Source organism: Streptomyces sp. NPDC001515, assembly GCF_053597115.1.
Genome location: NZ_JBSFHN010000004.1, coordinates 53,018 through 70,714, shown reverse-complemented (window position 1 = coordinate 70,714; position 17,697 = coordinate 53,018). Strand labels below are relative to the sequence as shown.

The following is a 17,697-nucleotide window of genomic DNA, read 5'->3' as shown; positions in this document are numbered from 1 at the left end:
GGGCCGCGCCGGGCCGCGAGCGGCGGCCCGGCGCGGTGCCGGCGCAGGGTCAGCCGAGGGGCCCCAGCCGCATCGCGGCCGGACCTCGCCCCGCGGTGTTGGTGCAGCGGCGGTCGCCCGACGGCCGCTCCAGCTGGAGGGTCAGACAGGTGCCGAGGGCCTTCTGACCGTAGCTGTTGGGGTGCAGGGACTCCTGCTTCTGACCTTGTCCGATGCCGGAGGTCACGAAGCGGACCCACTCGCCGGCCGTGCCGGAGGGCGGGTCGGCGGGACCGGCCTGACGGGTCGTCGTCGCGCACACCTCGCGCCCCTCGAAGGCGCCGGACAGGTCCAGGAACTCCGCGCCGCCGTCGTCGGCCGCCCCGGCCAGAACAGAACTGATCTCGGGGACCAGCTCGTCGTGCGCCCAGGTGAGGTCCTTGTCGAAGAAGGGGCAGCCGCCGGAACTCAGCCGGTCGTACTTCTCGCCGGGGTAGCGGATGCGGCCGGCGTCGGGGAGGGGAGAGGGGTACGACTGGAGGACGAGGCGGTACGAACCGGCCGGGTGGCCGGCCCGTGCGAGGGCGGTCCGCACATCGGCCAGGGTGTCCACGGCGGCCTGCCGCACGCCCGGCAGGCGCTGGGCGACCTGCTCGGCCGCGTCCGGCGCGCACGGGGAGCCGCCGAAGGGCTTGACGAACTCGGTCGCGCAGCCGGTGATGATGTCGGAGAAGCCGAGGTCGTTGCCGCCGATCGACACGACGACCGCCCGCACGTCCCGGCCCGCCGCCACGTCCTCCAGCTCGGCGGCCTGCGAGCGCTGGCCCTTGAACGGCTCGCCGCCGTTCTCGGGCAGGAGCACCGCCTTCGAGGTCGCCCCCGAGCAGGCGAGGTTGAGGCGGCTGACGTCGAGGGTGACGGACTGGACCTCGGCCACGTCGGAGCGGTTGCAGCCGCTGTCGTAGGACGACCCGTACACCCGGTACGGATCGCTCTCGCCGGTCGCCGGGTCCCAGGCCCGGTCGGTGCCGGAGTAGCCGTTCGCGCTCTCGTTGCTGTTCCCGGCCCAGCGGCCGGCCTCGCCGGAGATGAAGCTGTCGCCCAGGGAGACCAGGAGCGGGGCCTCGGCGGCGGCCGGTACGGCCCGGGAGCCGGACGCGGAGGCGGCGGAGGCGGTGAGCACGCCCGGGACCGTGAGCGCGCAGACGGCGGTGGCGGTGGCCGCGAGCACCTTGGAGCGGCGTGAAGCAGAAATGATCATGCAGTGGTTGTCGGCAGTCGGGCGGTGGGCGGTGAGGTCCGGTGCGGGGTTTGCAGCCGAATGGCCCAGTGGGGAACGGGAGTTGTGTGCAGTGACCGTCAGAAGCGGTCAGGGCCGGTCACGCGTGCGCGCCTGCGGTGCGATGTGAGAGTTGACTCTCATAAAGTATGAGAGCATCCTCTCACGTCATGGACTCCAGCAACCGCATGGGTGACATCGAGATCACCGACCCGCAGGCGATGCGCGCCCTGGCGCACCCGGTGCGCCTCGCGATCCTCGACCGGCTCCGCCGCGAGGGACCGGCGACCGCGACCGAACTGGCCCCGCACGTCGGCGCGACCCCCTCGGTGACCAGTTGGCACCTGCGCCACCTGGCGTCCTTCGGACTCGTCCGCGACAGCGAGCCGGGCCCCGACCGCCGCAGCCGCCGCTGGGAGGCGGTGGCACGCGGCTTCCGCTTCCTGGAGCCGGACGACCCGGCGGACGAGGAGGGCCGGGCGGCGGCGCGGGAGCTGTCCCGCCAGATGTTCCGCCGCTACGCGGACCTGCCCGGCCGCTGGGCGGACGAGACCGAACCCGGGCTCCCCGCGGAGTGGCGGGCCCCGGCCGGTCTCGCGTACACGCGGATCGACGTCTCGGCCGAGGAGCTGGCCGCCGTCCAGGACGCGATCGAGCGCGTCCTCGCCCCGTACGCCACCCGCCCCCCGTCCGCCCGCCCGGCGGACAGCAGGGGCGTACGGCTGCTGCGGTACGTGCTGCCGGAGGGCGACGGCGCGGAGGAACCGGGGGCGGAGGAACCGGGGGCGGAGGGTGAGCCGACCGGGGCGGACGGGCGGGAGCGGACACCGTGACGGGGGCGGGCGGGTCGGACGGGATATCCCGGGGGCTCGGGCGGGACCCGGGATTCCGGCGCTTCTGGGCGGGGCACACGGTCTCCCAGTTCGGCGACCGGATCACCGAACTCGCCCTGCCGCTGATCGCGGTCGAGGCGCTGGACGCCTCGGCGAACCAGGTCGCGTGGCTGACGGCACTGATCTGGACGCCCAACCTGCTGGCGATCGTGCTGGGCGCCTGGGTGGACCAACGCCCGGACAAACGGCGCCTGATGATCGTCGCGGACGTGCTGCGCGCGGCGTTCCTGCTGAGCCTTCCGCTGGCATGGGCGCTGGACGCGGTGACGCTGATCCAGCTGTACGGGGTGGCGGTCCTCGCGGGCGCGGCGGGGGTGCTGTTCAACACGGCGTACCCGCCGTTCTTCGTCCGGCTGGTGCCGCGCGAGGCGTACGTGGCCGCCAACAGCCGGCTCAGCGCGAGCCGTTCGGCCTCGCAGGTGGCGGGCCCGGCGCTCGGCGGCGTCCTCGTGCAGGCGTTCACCGCGCCCGTGGCGGTGGTGGTGGACGCGCTGACGTTCCTGGTGTCGGCGCTGCTGATCGGGCGGGTCCCGGTCGGCGAGGAACCGAAGGGCGGCGCCCCGGACGGGCCTGCGGTGCCGTTGCTGCGGCGGGCCCGTGAAGGGCTGGCGTTCGTGGTGCGGCATCCGGTGCTGCGGGCGACGCTGGGGTGCGCGGCCACGGTCAACTTCTTCACGTTCGTGGCCGGGACGGGCCTGATCGTGCTGTACGCCCGCCGGGACCTCGCCCTCGCGCCCGGCACGATCGGGCTCGCCCTGGGCATCGGGGCCACCGGCGCCCTCCTCGGCGCGCTCTGCGCCCCCGCCGTCTCCCGCCGCCTGGGCATCGGCCGCACGATCGTCGCCGGCGCCGTCCTCTTCCCCGCCCCGCTCGCCCTCGCCGCCATGGCGGGCGGCCCCCTCTGGCTGCGCGCCGGCACCCTGGCCGGGGCGGAGTTCCTCTCCGGATTCGGCGTCATGCTCTTCGACGTCAACCTCAACTCGCTCCAGACGACGGTCATCCCCGACGCCCTGCGCAGCCGCGTCGCCGGCGCCTACAGCACCCTCAACTACGGCGTCCGCCCCCTCGGCGCCCTCACCGGCGGCGCCCTCGCCACCACCTTCGGCCTCCGCGCCACCCTCCTCACCGCCGCCCTCGGCGGCGCGCTCTCCGCCCTCTGGCTCCTCCCGTCCCCGGTCCCGTCCCTGCGGACACTGGGCCGGGCCGAGGGGGAGATGGGCGCGGGGGCGAGGTGAGGGGGGGACGGGGGCGGGAATCCGCGTACACCCGCATGGCGCGGACGCGCCCCCACGCCCCCCGTATCAGCCCCCCGCCCCCCGCCCGAACGCCAGCTCCGCCACCTTCCTGAACACCGTCTCCGGGTCCGTGTCGCCGACCGCCGGGTCCAGGTTTCCGCTGAGGAGGAGGGTGGCGAAGCCGTGGGCGAGGGACCAGGCGGCGATGCCGGTGAGGCGGGCGTCCTCGGGGGTGGGGGCGGGGAGGGCGGAGACGCCGGCGCGGAGTTCGGCGGTGGCGCGGGCCTTGGCGGCGAGGAGGGCGGGGTCGTCGGTGCGGTAGAGGTCGGGGCGGAACATCACCTGGAAGTGGGCCGGGTGCTCGGCGGCGAAGCGGACGTAGCGCACGCCGCGTTCGCGGAGGTCCGGGGCCTCGGCGAGGGCGTCGGCGAAGAGGGTGTAGCCCTCGGCGGCCACGGCGGTCAGGAGGCCGGCGCGGTCCTTGAAGTGGTGGGCGGGGGCGGCGTGGGAGACGCCGGCCCGGCGGGCCAGGTCGCGGAGGCTGAGGGCGGCGGGGCCCTCGGTGCGGATGACGTCGAGCGCGGCGGTGAGGACGGCCCGCCGCAGATCGCCGTGGTGGTAGGTGCGGTCGGCGCGGTCACTGGTCATGGCAGCAGCGTACGCCGAATCTAGGCATTGACAAGTTTCCGGCTACGGGTGCAGTCTGGTCGGCGTCGGAGATCTAGACAGTGACAAGATGGGTGGGGACTCCCGCCCCGGAAGGCGGAGCCGTGGGAGACAGGACCGAGGACCTGGGCAGTGTGCGGCGCATGTGGCACCTCCTTGAGCCGCTGCACGCCGTGCTCTACTACGCGCCCGAGGCATTCGAGGAGGCCGCCGCGCTCGGGTACGCCACCGAGGAGCGCTGGCCGAGCTACTTCGCCTGGCGCGCGGCGCCGCTCGGCGCGGACGGGGCGGACGCCGCCCGCGTCACGGAGACCTTCCACAGCTTCAGCCCGGCGACGGTGGCCGCCCACGTCCCGGCCGTCTGGTCCGTCGCCGCGCCCGGGCCGGTGCTCGACGCCCGCGTCCGCGCCGTCGACCGGACCTGGCGCACCCTGCTGGGCGACGCCGCCGGCGCCCCCGACACCGCCGAGGCCGCCGCGCTGCTCACCCGTGTCGCCCGCGCCGCCGACACGGCCGGCCGGCCTCTCGCCGCCGCCAACGCCGCCCTGCCCGCACCGGACGCCCCGCACCTCGCGCTCTGGCACGCCGCCACCGTCCTGCGCGAACACCGGGGCGACGGCCACCTCGCCGCGCTCGCGGACGCCGGACTCGACCCGGTCGAGTCCCTCGTCTCCTTCGCCGCGATCGGCGCCGCCCCTCCCGAGGTCTTCGCCGGCCGGGGATGGAGCGCCGAGGAGTGGGAGCAGGGCGCCGAACGGCTGCGGAAGCGCGGGCTGGTGGCGGCGGACGGCACGGCCACGGACGCGGGCCGCGCCCTGCGCGCCGAGGTCGAACGCCGCACCGACGAGGCGGCGGCAGCCCCCTGGCAGGTCCTCGATGCCGCCGAACGCGAGCGGCTGACCGACCTTCTGGGACCCCTCTGGGTCGCGGCCATCGGCTCCGGACTCCTCCCCTCCGAGACGACCCTGGGCATCGGGAAGGTGTGAGGCGGCGGGGTGTGCCGCCCGGCCCGCTCTGTGATTCGGGCCGCATCTCGCGTACACGCCTGCCATGAACACGTCCTCACGGGGAAGGGGTCCGTAGGATTCCCGGACCAGTTCGGCTTTCTCCCCGTCAGGACGGCTTCGAGTGATATCTCCCCGCGTGTGTCGAGTGACCGTGCCCGCCCTGGGCCTGCTGGCCGCCCTGGCCCTCACCGGCTGCGACCCCGAGCCCTCGTCCTCGTCGTCCGCCTCGGGCGGTTCCCAGGGCGGCGGCCGGGCGGCAGCCACCGGCTTCGGCGCCAGCCCCCTGGAGAACCCCGACGGGACGAAGCCGGGGCTCGCCCCGCTCACCTCCGAGCAGGACCGGGCCGCCGCCCGGAAGGTCATCGAGAAGGTCGTCACGAAGGGCCGGGGACCCAAGACCGGATACGCGCGCGACAAGTTCGGCAGCGCCTGGAAGGACTCCGTCGACGGCATAGCGTTCGCCCGCAACGGCTGTGACACGCGGAACGATCTGCTGGCCCGCGACGGCAAGGACATCGCCCTGCGCTCCGGCTCCGACTGCGTCGTCGTCTCCATGACGCTCAAGGACCCGTACACCGGCACCACCATCGCCTGGCGCAAGCAGCAGGCGACCCGGGTCCAGATCGACCACGTCATGCCCCTCTCCTACGACTGGCAGATGGGCGCCTCCCGCTGGAGCGAGGCCAAGCGCCAGCGGATCGCCAACGACCCGCTCAACCTCCTTCCCGTGGACGGCCCTGCCAACAACGCCAAACGGGACTCCGGGCCGGCCTCCTGGCTGCCGCCGTACAAGCCGGTGCGCTGCTCGTACGCGCTGCGGTTCGCCCAGGTCGCGCTGAAGTACGAACTGCCGGTCACGGCCCCGGACAAGCGGGTCATGCTGGAGCTGTGCGGCGGCTGATCCCCCGGGGGTCCGGGGGAGGTGCGGCGAGGGGCGTTGTACTGTACGGCGTCCGTGCCGGTCGGGCGTGTGCGTGCGAACGGCTCCCGGCCCGCCCGCGTCCCTCCCCTCCGAAGGAAAACAGAGCGTGAAGTCAGCCGTGCCGTCCGGCACCCCGTTGCCCGGAACCCCTCGCCGTCCGGGGGGTCCGGCATGAGGACCCGGCGCACCTGGCGGGGCAGAACCCCCGAGCCCCGGACCCGGACGCTCCGGGCGCGGCCGGTCCTCGCCCGGGCGGCCGGGCTGCTGCGCGGGCGGCGCGGGGCGTGGACCGGCGCCGGGGTGCTGCTCGTCGTCGGCGTGCTCGTGGCCGTCTGGGCGTTCGGCGGCGACGAGGAGACGCCGACACCGCCGGACTCCCGGGCCCGCCAGTACCGGGAGTTCGACGCCTGTCTGCTCACCGGGGAGTCCGGGATCACCGGCGGGGACGCCGCCGCCGTCTGGCGGGGCATGCGGCGCGCCTCCGACGCGACCCGGGTCCGTGTCACCCATGTGCCGGTGATGGGCGAGCAGTCGGCCGCCAACGCCCTGCCCCACCTCGACGGGCTGATCCAGCGCGACTGCGAGATGGTCCTCGCCACCGGGGCCGCGCAGACCGAGGCCGTACGCGACCGGGCGAAGGACCGTCCCCGGACGCGGTTCGTCGTCGTCGGAACCGAAAAAGGCGAACAGGACGTGAACGAAACCCGCCTGACGGTCGTGAAGCCGGGTGACGGGCTGGCCGACGAGGTCGACGCCGTCGTTCGACAGGCCGTCAAGGACGCACACCCGTAGGGCGACGACCACGCGATGCGCGCCGATGAGATAAACATCGCATAAGTTTGGCGCGAACTGAGTGGATGATGCACCGATGAATACGGCAGTCTCGCGAGGCCCTATGTAGGTCTTGTGAAGAGAAAGCTGCCCCGATGCGTGCTCGATGGCGAAGACCATCATCGTTGTTCCCCCCGGGTCCGGTAGGACGCCGCAGGGCGAGAGGCACGGCGCTGGCCGTGCTCGTCTCGTTCTCCTGCATGCTCACCACCGAGACGGCGTCCGCCGCCGGTGAGACGCTGCCGGCCCTGTCGATGCCGAAGATGTCCCTGTCCGGCCTCTGGGAGTGGCTGGACGAGAAGCCCCATCCGCGCACCCCCGAACAGGAGACCGGAACCGCCCGGGGCAAGAGCCACCAGGCCACCGCGGACCAGACCCGCGGCAAGCTCGGCAACGGCCACCGGCCGGGCAAGGGCAAGGGCGAACTGCCCGCCTACACCCGCGCCACCGACCGCCCCTCCACCGCCGTCACCGACCGCGCCGCGGGCAACGCCAAGAGCTTCGACGCGAAGACCAGCAAGCGGAACGCGAAGAAGTCCACGGCCACGTCCGACTACTTCGTCAACGCCGACGGCTCGACCACCGTCCGCCACTACGCCGGCCGGTCCAACTACAAGGGCGCGGACGGCGGCTGGAAGCCGATCGACACCGCCCTGACCCGCGACACGGACGGCCGGCTCCAGCAGGCCGCCAACTCCCTGGACGTCGAGTTCGCCCCCGACGCGGGCGACCAGCAGCTCGCCTCCGTCGACTTCGGCGGCGGCCGCAGCCTCGCGTACGCGCTGCGCGGCGCGAAGAAGGTGTCCGCCACCGTCGACGCCGAGAACAACGCCACGTACGCCGGCGTCCTGCCCGACACCGATCTGCTGCTCTCGCCCCTCACCGAGGGGTTCAAGGAGCGGCTGGTCCTGCGGTCCAAGGACGCCCCGCACTCCTGGCTGTTCCCCCTCGACGTCCGGGGGCTCACCCCGCGCGTCGCGGAGAACGGGGACGTGGAGTTCACCGACGGGGACGGGGAGGTGACGGCCACCATTCCCCACGCCTTCATGGAGGACTCCCGCATCGACCCGCGCTCGGGCGACGCGGCGCTGTCCCGGGCGGTCACCTACGAACTGACCACCACCGCCGAGGGAAAGCCCGCGCTGCGGCTCACCGCCGACAGCGACTGGCTGAACGACCCGGCGCGGGCCTACCCGGTCACCGTCGACCCGACGATCACCGCCGGGAACTCGACGTACGCGCAGAACACCATCGGCGGCGACCACTCCACCGAGAACCAGATCAAGGTCGGCAGCTACGACTCCGGCACCAACAAGGCGAACTCGTTCCTCCAGTTCTCCACGCTGAACACCGCGCTCAAGGGCCAGCGGGTCACCGCCGCCACCCTGAACGTCTACGCGATCTGGTCCGCGACCTGCACCGCCGAACCCTTCTCGGTCAGCCCGATCACCAAGTCCTGGACCCCCTCCGGAGTCACCTCCTACCCGGGCCCGGCCTACGGCTCCGCGATCGGCACGGCCACCGTCGCCCCCGGCGCCTCCTGCTCCAACAACGCGGGCGGCACCAACGACCTGAGCATCGGCGTGAAGATGCCGGTCAAGCTGGACACGGCGTGGTTCGACAGCGTCGCCACCGGCACCACCAGCTACGGACTGGCGCTCACCGCGCCGACCGGTGACGGGCTGCACTGGAAGAAGTTCCACTCCGACAACAGCACCACGGCCGGATTCCGTCCCGCCCTGGACCTGACCTACACGCCGAACAAGGCGCCGCAGATCAACGCCCAGTACCCGCCGGTCAACCACCAGGCGAACACGCTCCAGCCCGAGCTGCTGGTCTACGCGAGCGACGCCGACAAGTGGCCGATGACGGCCCTGACGTACGCCTTCGAGGTGTACGACGCGGACAGCGACAGCACCACGCCGGTCGCCACCTCGGGGGTGATGACCAAGAGCAGCTGGAAGATACCCGCCGGCAAGCTCAAGTGGAGCAAGAACTACGACTGGTACGTCAGCGTCACCGACGGCTACGACTCGGTGATGTACTCGGCGTCCCGCTTCGCCACCGCCGTACCGCAGCCACCGGTCACCTCGGGCCTCGCCCAGAACACCGACGGCCACGAGTTCGACCCCAGCGACGCCAACTACACCACCGAGGACACCGACGCCGAGGTCGAGGTCGTCGGCCCGTCCCTGTCCGTGGAGCGTTCGTACAACAGCCGCGACCCGCGCACCGACGGCGGCTTCGGCGCCGGCTGGGCGACGGTCACGGACATGACGGCCGTCGAGGTGAAGGACGGCGCGGGAACCCTGACCAGCGTCGTCATCACCTATCCGGGCGGTGAGCAGGTCGCCTTCGGCCGCAACGCCGACGGCACGTTCGTGCCCCCGATGGGACGGTACGCACGGCTCGCACCGGCCGCGTCCGGCGGCGGCTACGTCCTGACCGACAAGGACTTCACCGCCTACGCCTTCCAGCAGGCGGTGACCGGCCGCACCGGCACCTTCGCGATCTCCTCCATCAAGGACTACGCGAACCGGACCGAGACCTTCGCGTACACGAGCGGCAGGCTCGCCAAGGTCACCAACACCACGTCGAACCGGTCGCTGTCCTTCACCTGGACGACGCCCGCCGGGGCCACCGCCCCGCACGTCTCGACCGTGACCACGGACCCGGCCACCGCCGGGGACGCGAGCACCGCCCAGGTCTGGAAGTACGGCTACAGCGGCGACCAGCTCACCTCGGTCTGCCCGCCCGCCGACCCCACCAAGTGCACGGTCTACGGCTACGCCACGGGCAACCACTACCGCACCACCGTCCTGGACGCCGACCCGTTCGCCTACTGGCGCCTCGGGGAGACGAGCGGCACGGTCGCGACGGACACGGTCGACCTCAACCAGGGCCGGTTCAACGGCCAGTACCACAATGTGACCCTCGGCGGGACGGGCCCGCTGGCCGGCTCCACGCAGAAGGCCGCCACGTTCAACGGCACCACCTCGTACGTCGAGATCCCGAGCGCCCCCGGCGCCACGCCCTCGTACACGACGGTGTCGCTGTGGTTCAAGACCACCCAGGCGGGCGGTGTCCTCTTCTACTACGGGGACAAGCCGCTCAGTGACGCCGACCCGGTCGCCAACACCACGAAGAACACCCCGGCGGTGTACGTGGGCACGGACGGCAAGCTCCGCGGCTGCCTGGCCATGTCACCGGGGTGCATGACCACCACCACGTCCACGGCCACCGTCACGGACGGGAAGTGGCACCACGTCGCCCTCACCGGCGCCGCCACCACCCAGACGCTGTACCTCGACGGTGCCAAGCAGGGCAGCCTCGCCGGCACCATCAACGACTGGGAGCAGCCCTACATCTCCTTCGGCGCCGGCGTGAACACCGACGGCTGGCCGGCCATGAACGCCTCGGACACCCTGGGGCACTACGCGGGCCAGATCGCCGAGGTGGCGATCTACACCGAGGCGCTGGACCCGTCGGTCATCACCGCGCAGTACAACGCGGCCACCCGGTCCGCCGGACTGCTCAACAAGATCACCACGCCGGGCGGCAAGACCCAGTCGGCCGTCACCTACGGCACCACCGACGACCTGGTCCTCCAGGCCACCGACGGCGACGGCGGCACCTGGAAGCTCAACCCGGCCACCGTCACCGGCTCCTCGCAGGTCTACCGCTCCGCGGTGATGGGCACGGCACCCGCCGGGTACTGGCGCCTGGACGACACCCAGGGCGCGGCCCAGGCCGCGAACGAACTGCACACCGGCTTCGGTACGTACAACAGCGTCACGCAGGGCGTGGCCGGTCCGTTCGGCACCGGTGACGTCACGGCCGCGCAGTTCAACGGCACCAGCTCGTACGCGGAGATCCCGTACGGCACCTGGCACAAGGGCGACCGCTCCGTGGAGCTGTGGTTCAAGACCGCCAAGCCCGGTGTGCTGATCGCGGACCAGGCCAAGGCGGTGAACGACGCGGCCGGGGCGAGCGGTCCCATCAACCCGGTCCTCTACGTCGGCGCGGACGGCAAGCTGCGCGGCCACTGGTACAGCGCGGCGGGTTCGGCCGCCACCGACTTCGGATCCAAGGACAAGGTCGACAACGACGCCTGGCACCACGCGGTCCTCTCCGCGACCGGTACCACGCAGACCCTGTACGTGGACGGCGTCAAGCAGGCCGACTTCACCGGCGCCCCCAACGACCAGACGAACACCCGCACCTTCGTCGGCGCGGGCTTCGCCAAGGGCTGGATCAGCGCGCCGGCCGACGTCAGCTACTTCACCGGTTCCATCGCCGAGGTCGCCGTGCACGCGGGCGGGCTCACCGAGGAGCAGGTCGAGCAGCACTGGTCGGCGTACAAGGCGTCCTCGGGCGTCGCCCCGGTGCGGACGGTGAAGCTCACCGACCCCACCCAGAAGACGCTGACCTACGTCTACGACGCGGAGATGGGCAACCGCCTGATCGCCGCGATCGACACCAACGGCAAGCGGACCACCTACGGCTACGACACGGCGGGCTTCCTGCACACCGTGACGGACGCCAACGGCAACCGCTCGGTCACCGGTCACGACATCCGCGGCAACACGGTCTCGCAGACCATGTGCCAGGACACCGCCGCGGGCAAGTGCGCCACCGACTACTACACCTACTACCCGGACTCCACGACGGCGTTCCCGCCGATGGACCCGCGCAACGACCTGGTGCTCACCGAGCGCGACGGCCGTTCCTCGGGCCCGACGGACAACACCTACCTGACCAGCTACGTGTACGACACGGCGGGCAACCTCACCTCGGTGACGACGCCGCCGGTGCCGGGCCACCCGAACGGGCGGACCGCCACCACGGCGTACACGACCGCCACCACCCCGGCGGCGGAGGGCGGCACCGCGAAGGCGCCGGCCGGACTGGTCGCGGAGGTCGTCACGCCGGGCGGCCGGAAGACGACGTACTCCTACTTCGCCAACGGTGACGTCGCCGAGATCACCGACGCCAACGGGGCGAAGGAGAGGTCCACCTACGACAACCTGGGGCGCCAGCTCACCAGGACCGAGGTGAGCGACGCCCGGCCGGACGGGCTCACCACGACCCTGACGTACGACAAGGACGACCAGGTCCTCACCGAGACCGACCCGCCGGTCACCAACCGGGTCACCGGAGCCGTGCACACCGCGCGGACGTCCACGGTCTACGACGCCGACGGCAACGTCTCCTCGCAGACGGTCACGGACCTCACCGGCGGTGACGCCCCGCGCGCCACGTCGATGACGTACGACGCGTACAACCGCATGGCGTCCCGGACCGATCCGGGCGGCGACACCACGTCGTTCGAGTACGACGTCTACGGCAACAAGGTCAAGGAGACCGACCCCGCCGGCAACGTCAACACGTACACCTACGACGGCGAGGGCCGGCCGCTCACGACCAACCTGCTGAACTACACGGGCGATCCGGCGAACCCGTCGCCGCCCACCACCCTGGTGCAGGAGTCGCGGGCCTACGACCCGGGCGGCCGGCTCGCGTCGATCACCGACGCGATGGGCCACGTCACGGCGTACACGTACACCGACGACGGACTCGCGGCCACCGTGGTCCGCAAGGATCCGGCCAACGGGCTGTCCTTCACCGAGGAGGCCAACACCTACGACGCGGCCGGCAACCTGGTCAAGCAGGTCACCAACGACGGCCAGACGGTCGCCACGTTCACGGTGGACGCCTCCGACCGCACCACGTCGACGGTCCTGGACCCGGGCGGCCTCGCCCGGACCACCAAGGTGAGCTACGACCCGGACGACAACGTCGTCTCGGAGACCGACCTCGACCCGCTCAACCACACCACGAGCACCGAGGACACCCTCTACGACAACCTGGGCAACGTCACCGGGTCCACCGTCCACGACGGCACCACCGCCCCGGTGGCCCGCTGGAAGCTGTCGGAGACCAGCGGCACCAAGGCCGCCGACTCCTCCGGCGGCAACCGGACCGTCACCCTCGGCAGCGGCGTCACCCGCTCCACCGAGCGCGGCGGCTCCGCCGTCTTCGACGGCACGGCGAACGCCTACGGGCAGGCGGAGGGCGCGGCCGTCAACACCGGCGGCTCCTTCACCGTCTCCGCCTGGGTCAAGCTGAACTCCACCGCCGCCAACAGCACCTTCCTCGCGCAGGACGGGCAGATCGGCAGCGGCTTCCAGCTGTACTACTCCACGGCGTACGGCTGGACGTTCAACCGTCACGCCTCGGACATGTCCGGCCCCGTCATCGTCCGCGCGTCCTCCGGGACGGCCGCGGTGACCACCGGCACCTGGACGCATCTGACGGGCGTCTACGACCAGGAGGCCGGGCAGATCCGGCTGTACGTCAACGGCGTCCAGTCCGGCACCTCCACCGCGTTCACCACCCCCTGGGACGCCACCGGGCCGCTCCAGATCGGCCGCAGGCTCGCCAGTGGGAAGTACGCGGAGAACACCAACGGCTCGCTGAACGACATCCAGGTCTACGGCGAGGCGCTGACCGCGACGCAGGTGGCGGCGCTCAAGGGCGGCACCCTGCCGGCCGCGGGCAGCTCCGTGCGCGGTCTCACCTGGAAGCTGGACCAGCGGGGACTGCCGCTGGCCATGACCGACGAGAACGGAGCCACCACCGACTACGGCTACGACGAGGCCGGTCAGCAGACCAGCGTCACCGAGCCGGCGGTCAGCAGCGAGACCGGGGGCGGCACCCCCGTCACGGTCCGGCCGGTGTCGATGACGGGGTACAACACCTTCGGCGAGGAGACCGAGACCTCCGACCCGCTGGGCAACGTCGTCACGACCGCGTACGACGCCGAGGGCCAGGAGTCCTCGACGACGATGCCGAACTACACCCCGCCGGGGGCCACCGCCCCGATCACGGCCACCGCCTGGAACGAGTACAACGAGCTCGGCCAGGTCACCGCCGAGGTCGACCCGCTGGGCAAGCGCACCACGTACGGCTACACCCAGCTCGGGGACCTGGCCTCGGTCACGGAGCCCGGCGGCGCCACCACCCGGTACACCTACACCCCCAACGGCGACCAGCTGTCGGCCACCCGGCCCGGCGGCGCCCGCCAGGAGACCACCTGGGACTACCTCGGCCGTCCGGTCACGGACACCGACATCGTGCGCCAGCCCACCGAGCGGGCGTACACCTCGATCAACGAGTACAAGGCCCCCGGAGGTGAACTCTCCCGCACGGTCAGCCCGACCGGCGTGAGCGAGTCCTACAAGTACAACGTCCTCGGTGAGACGACGGAGGTGACCGACGCCGCGGGCGCGACCAGCCGCTTCACCTACGACATGGCCGGCCGGCCGCTCAGCTCGGTGGACGCGGACGGCACCAGCACCGTCAACACCTACGACGGCTTCGGCCAGCTGACCGCGACCAAGGACCTGGACGCCACGGGCACGGTGCTGCGCACCAGCAGCTCCACCTACGACCGGGCGGGCAACCCCACCTCGGTCACCGACTTCCGGGGCCACACCACCACGCTGACCACCGACGCGACCGGTCTGATCACCAAGGCCGTCGAACCGGTCTCGGCGACCGAGTCGATCACCACGACCTTCGGTTACGACGCGGCGGGCAACCGCACGCGCTTCACCGACGGCCGGGGCAACGCCTTCCTCACCACGTACAACACGTGGGGCATGCCCGAGAAGACGATCGAACCGGCCACCCCGGCCCATCCCGACCTCGCGGACCGCACGTTCACGATGGTCTACGACAAGGCCGGACGGCCCGCCGAGCAGCGCTCCCCGGGCGGGGTCACCGTCACCAACGAGTACGACGACCGGGGCCGGCTGGTGCGCCAGCACGGCACGGGCGCGGAGGCGGAGACCACCGACCACACCTACACCTACGACAACGACGACCAGCTCACCTCGGTGGCCGGGGCCGGCGAGGAGAAGAACACCTTCACCTACGACGACCGCGGACTGCTCCTTACCACCAGCGGCCCGTCGGGGTCCTCGTCCTTCGCCTACGACGGCAACGGCGCGATGACCTCCCGCAAGGACGCCTCGGGCACCTCGACCTTCGGGTACGACACGGCCGGGCGCCTCAGGACGGCCGTGGACGGGGCGACGGGTACGTCGATGACGTACGGCTACGACACCGAGTCCAACGTCACCTCGATCGAGTACGGGCAGGGCAAGGGCAGGCGGGACTTCTCGTACGACTCCCTGGGCCAGCTCACCACGGACAAGCTGACCTCGCCGACCGGCAAGACCCTGGCGTCGGTCACCTACGGCTACGACCTCAACGGCAACGAGACGTCGAAGACGACGACCGGGGTCGCCGGGGCGAGCACCAACACGTACACCTACGACTGGGCGAACCGCCTGACGTCCTGGAACAACGGGAGCACGACCGAGAACTACGGCTACGACGCCTCCGGCAACCGGACCCGCGTGGGCGGTGACACCTACACGTACGACGCCCGCAACCGGCTCACCTCGGACGGGCACAGCACGTACACGTACACCGCGCGCGGCACGATGAGTTCCGTCACCGACGAGGGAGGCGTGCAGACCGCGGTGAAGGCCGACGCCTTCAACCGCGTCATCAACGAGGGCGAGCGCACCTACACCTACGACGGCCTGGACCGCACGCTGAAGGCCACGGACCCCGACGGCTCCTCGGTGTACGACTTCGCCTACAGCGGGGCCGGCAACGACGTGGCCTCCGACGGCGGCAGCTCCTACAGCCGCAACGTCGACGGATCGCTCCTCGGCATCAGGACCGCCATGGGCTCCGTCCTGGCGCTGACCGACATCCACGACGACGTGATCGGCCAGTTCACCGCGGACGGCGAGGCGCTCACCGGCTCGACCACGTACTCCCCGTTCGGGAAGGTCGAGCAGTCCACCGGCATGGTCGGCCACCTCGGCTACCAGTCGGGGTGGACGGACCCGGAGACCGCCAAGGTCAACATGGCGGCGCGCTGGTACTCACCGGAGACCGGCCAGTTCAACAGCCGCGACACCGTGGGCATGAACCCGATCCCGGCCTCCGTCGCCGGCAACCGGTACGCCTACGCCGACCAGAACCCGATGACGGCCACCGACCCGACCGGCCACTGGCCGAGCTTCGTCGACAAGGCCATCAAGAAGGTCAAGAAGAAGGTCAAGAAGACCGTCAAGTCGGCCTGGAAGAAGACCAAGAAGGCCATCAAGAAGGTCGCGAAGAAGGTCAAGAAGGCCGCCAAGAAAATCAAGAAGGCGGTCAAGAAGGTCGTCAAGAAGGCCAAGCGCGTGGTGCGCAAGGCCGTCCACTATGTCGCCGACAGCGTCAAGAGGGTCAAGAGATACGTCAAACGCACCTATAAGCGCGTCAAGAAGTACGTCCACAAGGTCGTCAAAACCGTCAAGAAGACGGTGAGAAAGGCCGCCAAGGCCGTCAAGAGCGTGGCGAAGAAGGTGGTGAAGGCCGCCAAGAAGGTCGGCAAGGCCGTCGGGAAGGCGGCCAAGGCCACCGCCAACTTCGTCAAGCAGCACGCCTCCACCATCGCCTCGGTCGCCACCGGCGTCGTCGTCTTCGCCGGCTGCACCGCCGCGACCGGCGGCGTCGGCGTCATCGGCTGCGGCGCCCTCGCCGGAGCCGCCGCCAACGCGGTCGGCTACGCGATGAGCGACGGACCCAAGTCCCTCGGCGGCTTCGTCACCGCCGTCGGCATCGGAGCCGTCACCGGCGCCCTCGGCGGCGCGGCCGGCGGAGCGGCCTCCGGCGCGGTCGGCCGCCTCCTGTCCGGCGTCGGCGGCAAGGCCCTCAACGGCGCCGCCATGGGCGCCGCCGGCGGAGCCGCCGAAGGCGCCGTCGGCTACGGCGTCTCGTGCGTGACCAGCGAAGAGGGATGCAGCGTCTCCGGCGCGGCCAAGGCCACGGCCGTGGGCGCGGTCACCGGCGGCGTGTTCGGGGCCGCGGCCAGCAAGTTCGGCCGCAAGGGCTGCACCCCGCACAGCTTCACCGGGGCCACCCCCGTGGTCCTGGCCAACACCACCACCAAGCCGATCTCCGAGATCAAGGTCGGCGACTACGTCCTGACCGCCGAACCCGGCAAGAAGAAGAAGGAGAAGCACAAGGTCAAGGCGGTCGTCGTCACCGCGACGGACCGCGCCTTCGTGGACGTCACCGTGGCCACGAAGTCCGGCCCGCAGACGATCCACACCACCGAGCACCACCAGTTCTACGAGGCCACCAAGGACGCCTGGACCCAGGCCGCCGACCTCAAGGCCGGCCAGAAGCTCCAGACCGACTCCGGCCGCCCGACCGTGATCATCGACGTCACGGCGTACACCGGCGAAGCCGTCACCTACGACCTGAGCGTCGAGGGGCTGCACACGTACCACGTGGGCGCCGGCGACGACGGCGACACCTCGGTGCTGGTGCACAACACCGACGCGGACGCGTGCCCGACCTCCTTCGGTCCGTCCCGTGCGCCCAGCACGCGCGGAAACGCGGGAACGGTGCCGATCATCAAGAAGTTCCCCGCACCCGAGGGGGGCTGGACCCCGGCGGGCCGGCTGAACGACGCCCGCGTCGCTCTCCGCGAAACCATGGCGGCCAACCAGACGGGCGGAGTGACACAGCCGCTCAAGCGGGCGTGGAGTGCCGGCGTCAACACCAAGACGGGAGACATCGCGGTCGCCTGTTCGGGCGGCGGATACTGCGCCGAGGGAAATGTGGTCAACGCGCTCGGGGGAGACTCCTCGCACGTGATCTTCACCGAACCGCTCAGGGTGACCGTTCGCAAGCCGTTCGAGTACAAGGAAGTCCCTGTGTGCAACAGGTGCCGGGAGGATTTCGAGCCCGAGCAGTTCCCGGAATCGAGCAGGTGGTGAGCATGCGTTCGGAATTCCGACGACAGGTA

Annotated in this window: 8 protein-coding genes; 6 read left to right on the top strand and 2 right to left on the bottom strand. The window is 71.5% G+C overall.

What is annotated here, in order from left to right; genetic code table 11:
• Positions 1 to 49: 49 nt before the first annotated feature.
• Positions 50 to 1,240, bottom strand: coding sequence for an SGNH/GDSL hydrolase family protein (locus ACWCXC_RS06850; RefSeq protein WP_450684186.1), 1,191 nt, complete (start codon positions 1,238 to 1,240; stop codon positions 50 to 52).
• A gap of 188 nt (positions 1,241 to 1,428) precedes the next feature.
• Here ACWCXC_RS06850 and ACWCXC_RS06845 point away from each other — a divergent pair, with 188 nt between their 5' ends.
• Both ACWCXC_RS06845 and ACWCXC_RS06840 read left to right on the top strand, forming a co-directional pair.
• Positions 1,429 to 2,091: an ArsR/SmtB family transcription factor gene (locus tag ACWCXC_RS06845; protein WP_450684187.1), complete on the top strand. Its 663-nt coding sequence runs from the start codon at positions 1,429 to 1,431 to the stop codon at positions 2,089 to 2,091.
• Positions 2,088 to 3,386 carry an MFS transporter gene (locus tag ACWCXC_RS06840; RefSeq protein WP_450887076.1) on the top strand — a complete coding sequence of 433 codons (1,299 nt, stop codon included), beginning with the start codon at positions 2,088 to 2,090 and terminating at the stop codon, positions 3,384 to 3,386. Before ACWCXC_RS06845 ends, ACWCXC_RS06840 begins: the two co-directional genes overlap by 4 nt.
• A gap of 66 nt (positions 3,387 to 3,452) precedes the next feature.
• Here the strand turns inward: ACWCXC_RS06840 and ACWCXC_RS06835 are convergent, their stop codons facing one another.
• Positions 3,453 to 4,034, bottom strand: coding sequence for a TetR/AcrR family transcriptional regulator (locus tag ACWCXC_RS06835; RefSeq protein ID WP_450887074.1), 582 nt, complete (start codon positions 4,032 to 4,034; stop codon positions 3,453 to 3,455).
• Between the two features lie 161 nt (positions 4,035 to 4,195).
• On the opposite strand from ACWCXC_RS06835, the gene ACWCXC_RS06830 reads away from it, so the two are divergent.
• From ACWCXC_RS06830 to ACWCXC_RS06815, 4 genes are all read left to right on the top strand, one after another.
• Positions 4,196 to 5,038: an SCO6745 family protein gene (locus ACWCXC_RS06830; protein WP_450887264.1), complete on the top strand. Its 843-nt coding sequence runs from the start codon at positions 4,196 to 4,198 to the stop codon at positions 5,036 to 5,038.
• Positions 5,039 to 5,204: 166 nt separating this feature from the next.
• Positions 5,205 to 5,960 (top strand): HNH endonuclease family protein, encoded by a 756-nt coding sequence (locus tag ACWCXC_RS06825; protein WP_450684190.1) that lies wholly within the window; start codon positions 5,205 to 5,207, stop codon positions 5,958 to 5,960.
• Between the two features lie 192 nt (positions 5,961 to 6,152).
• On the top strand, positions 6,153 to 6,773 hold the full coding sequence (locus ACWCXC_RS06820) for a BMP family ABC transporter substrate-binding protein (RefSeq protein WP_450887071.1): 621 nt from the start codon (positions 6,153 to 6,155) through the stop codon (positions 6,771 to 6,773).
• Between the two features lie 239 nt (positions 6,774 to 7,012).
• Positions 7,013 to 17,668: a LamG-like jellyroll fold domain-containing protein gene (locus ACWCXC_RS06815; RefSeq protein ID WP_450887069.1), complete on the top strand. Its 10,656-nt coding sequence runs from the start codon at positions 7,013 to 7,015 to the stop codon at positions 17,666 to 17,668.
• Positions 17,669 to 17,697 lie beyond the last annotated feature (29 nt).

Bases quoted from the DNA above. Each gene is read 5' to 3' on its own strand.
- ACWCXC_RS06850 (WP_450684186.1), bottom strand. From the start codon at position 1,240: ATGATCATTTCTGCTTCACGCCGCTCCAAGGTGCTCGCGGCCACCGCC.
- ACWCXC_RS06845 (WP_450684187.1), top strand. From the start codon at position 1,429: ATGGACTCCAGCAACCGCATGGGTGACATCGAGATCACCGACCCGCAG.
- ACWCXC_RS06835 (WP_450887074.1), bottom strand. From the start codon at position 4,034: ATGACCAGTGACCGCGCCGACCGCACCTACCACCACGGCGATCTGCGG.
- ACWCXC_RS06830 (WP_450887264.1), top strand. From the start codon at position 4,196: ATGTGGCACCTCCTTGAGCCGCTGCACGCCGTGCTCTACTACGCGCCC.
- ACWCXC_RS06820 (WP_450887071.1), top strand. From the start codon at position 6,153: ATGAGGACCCGGCGCACCTGGCGGGGCAGAACCCCCGAGCCCCGGACC.
- ACWCXC_RS06815 (WP_450887069.1), top strand. From the start codon at position 7,013: ATGCTCACCACCGAGACGGCGTCCGCCGCCGGTGAGACGCTGCCGGCC.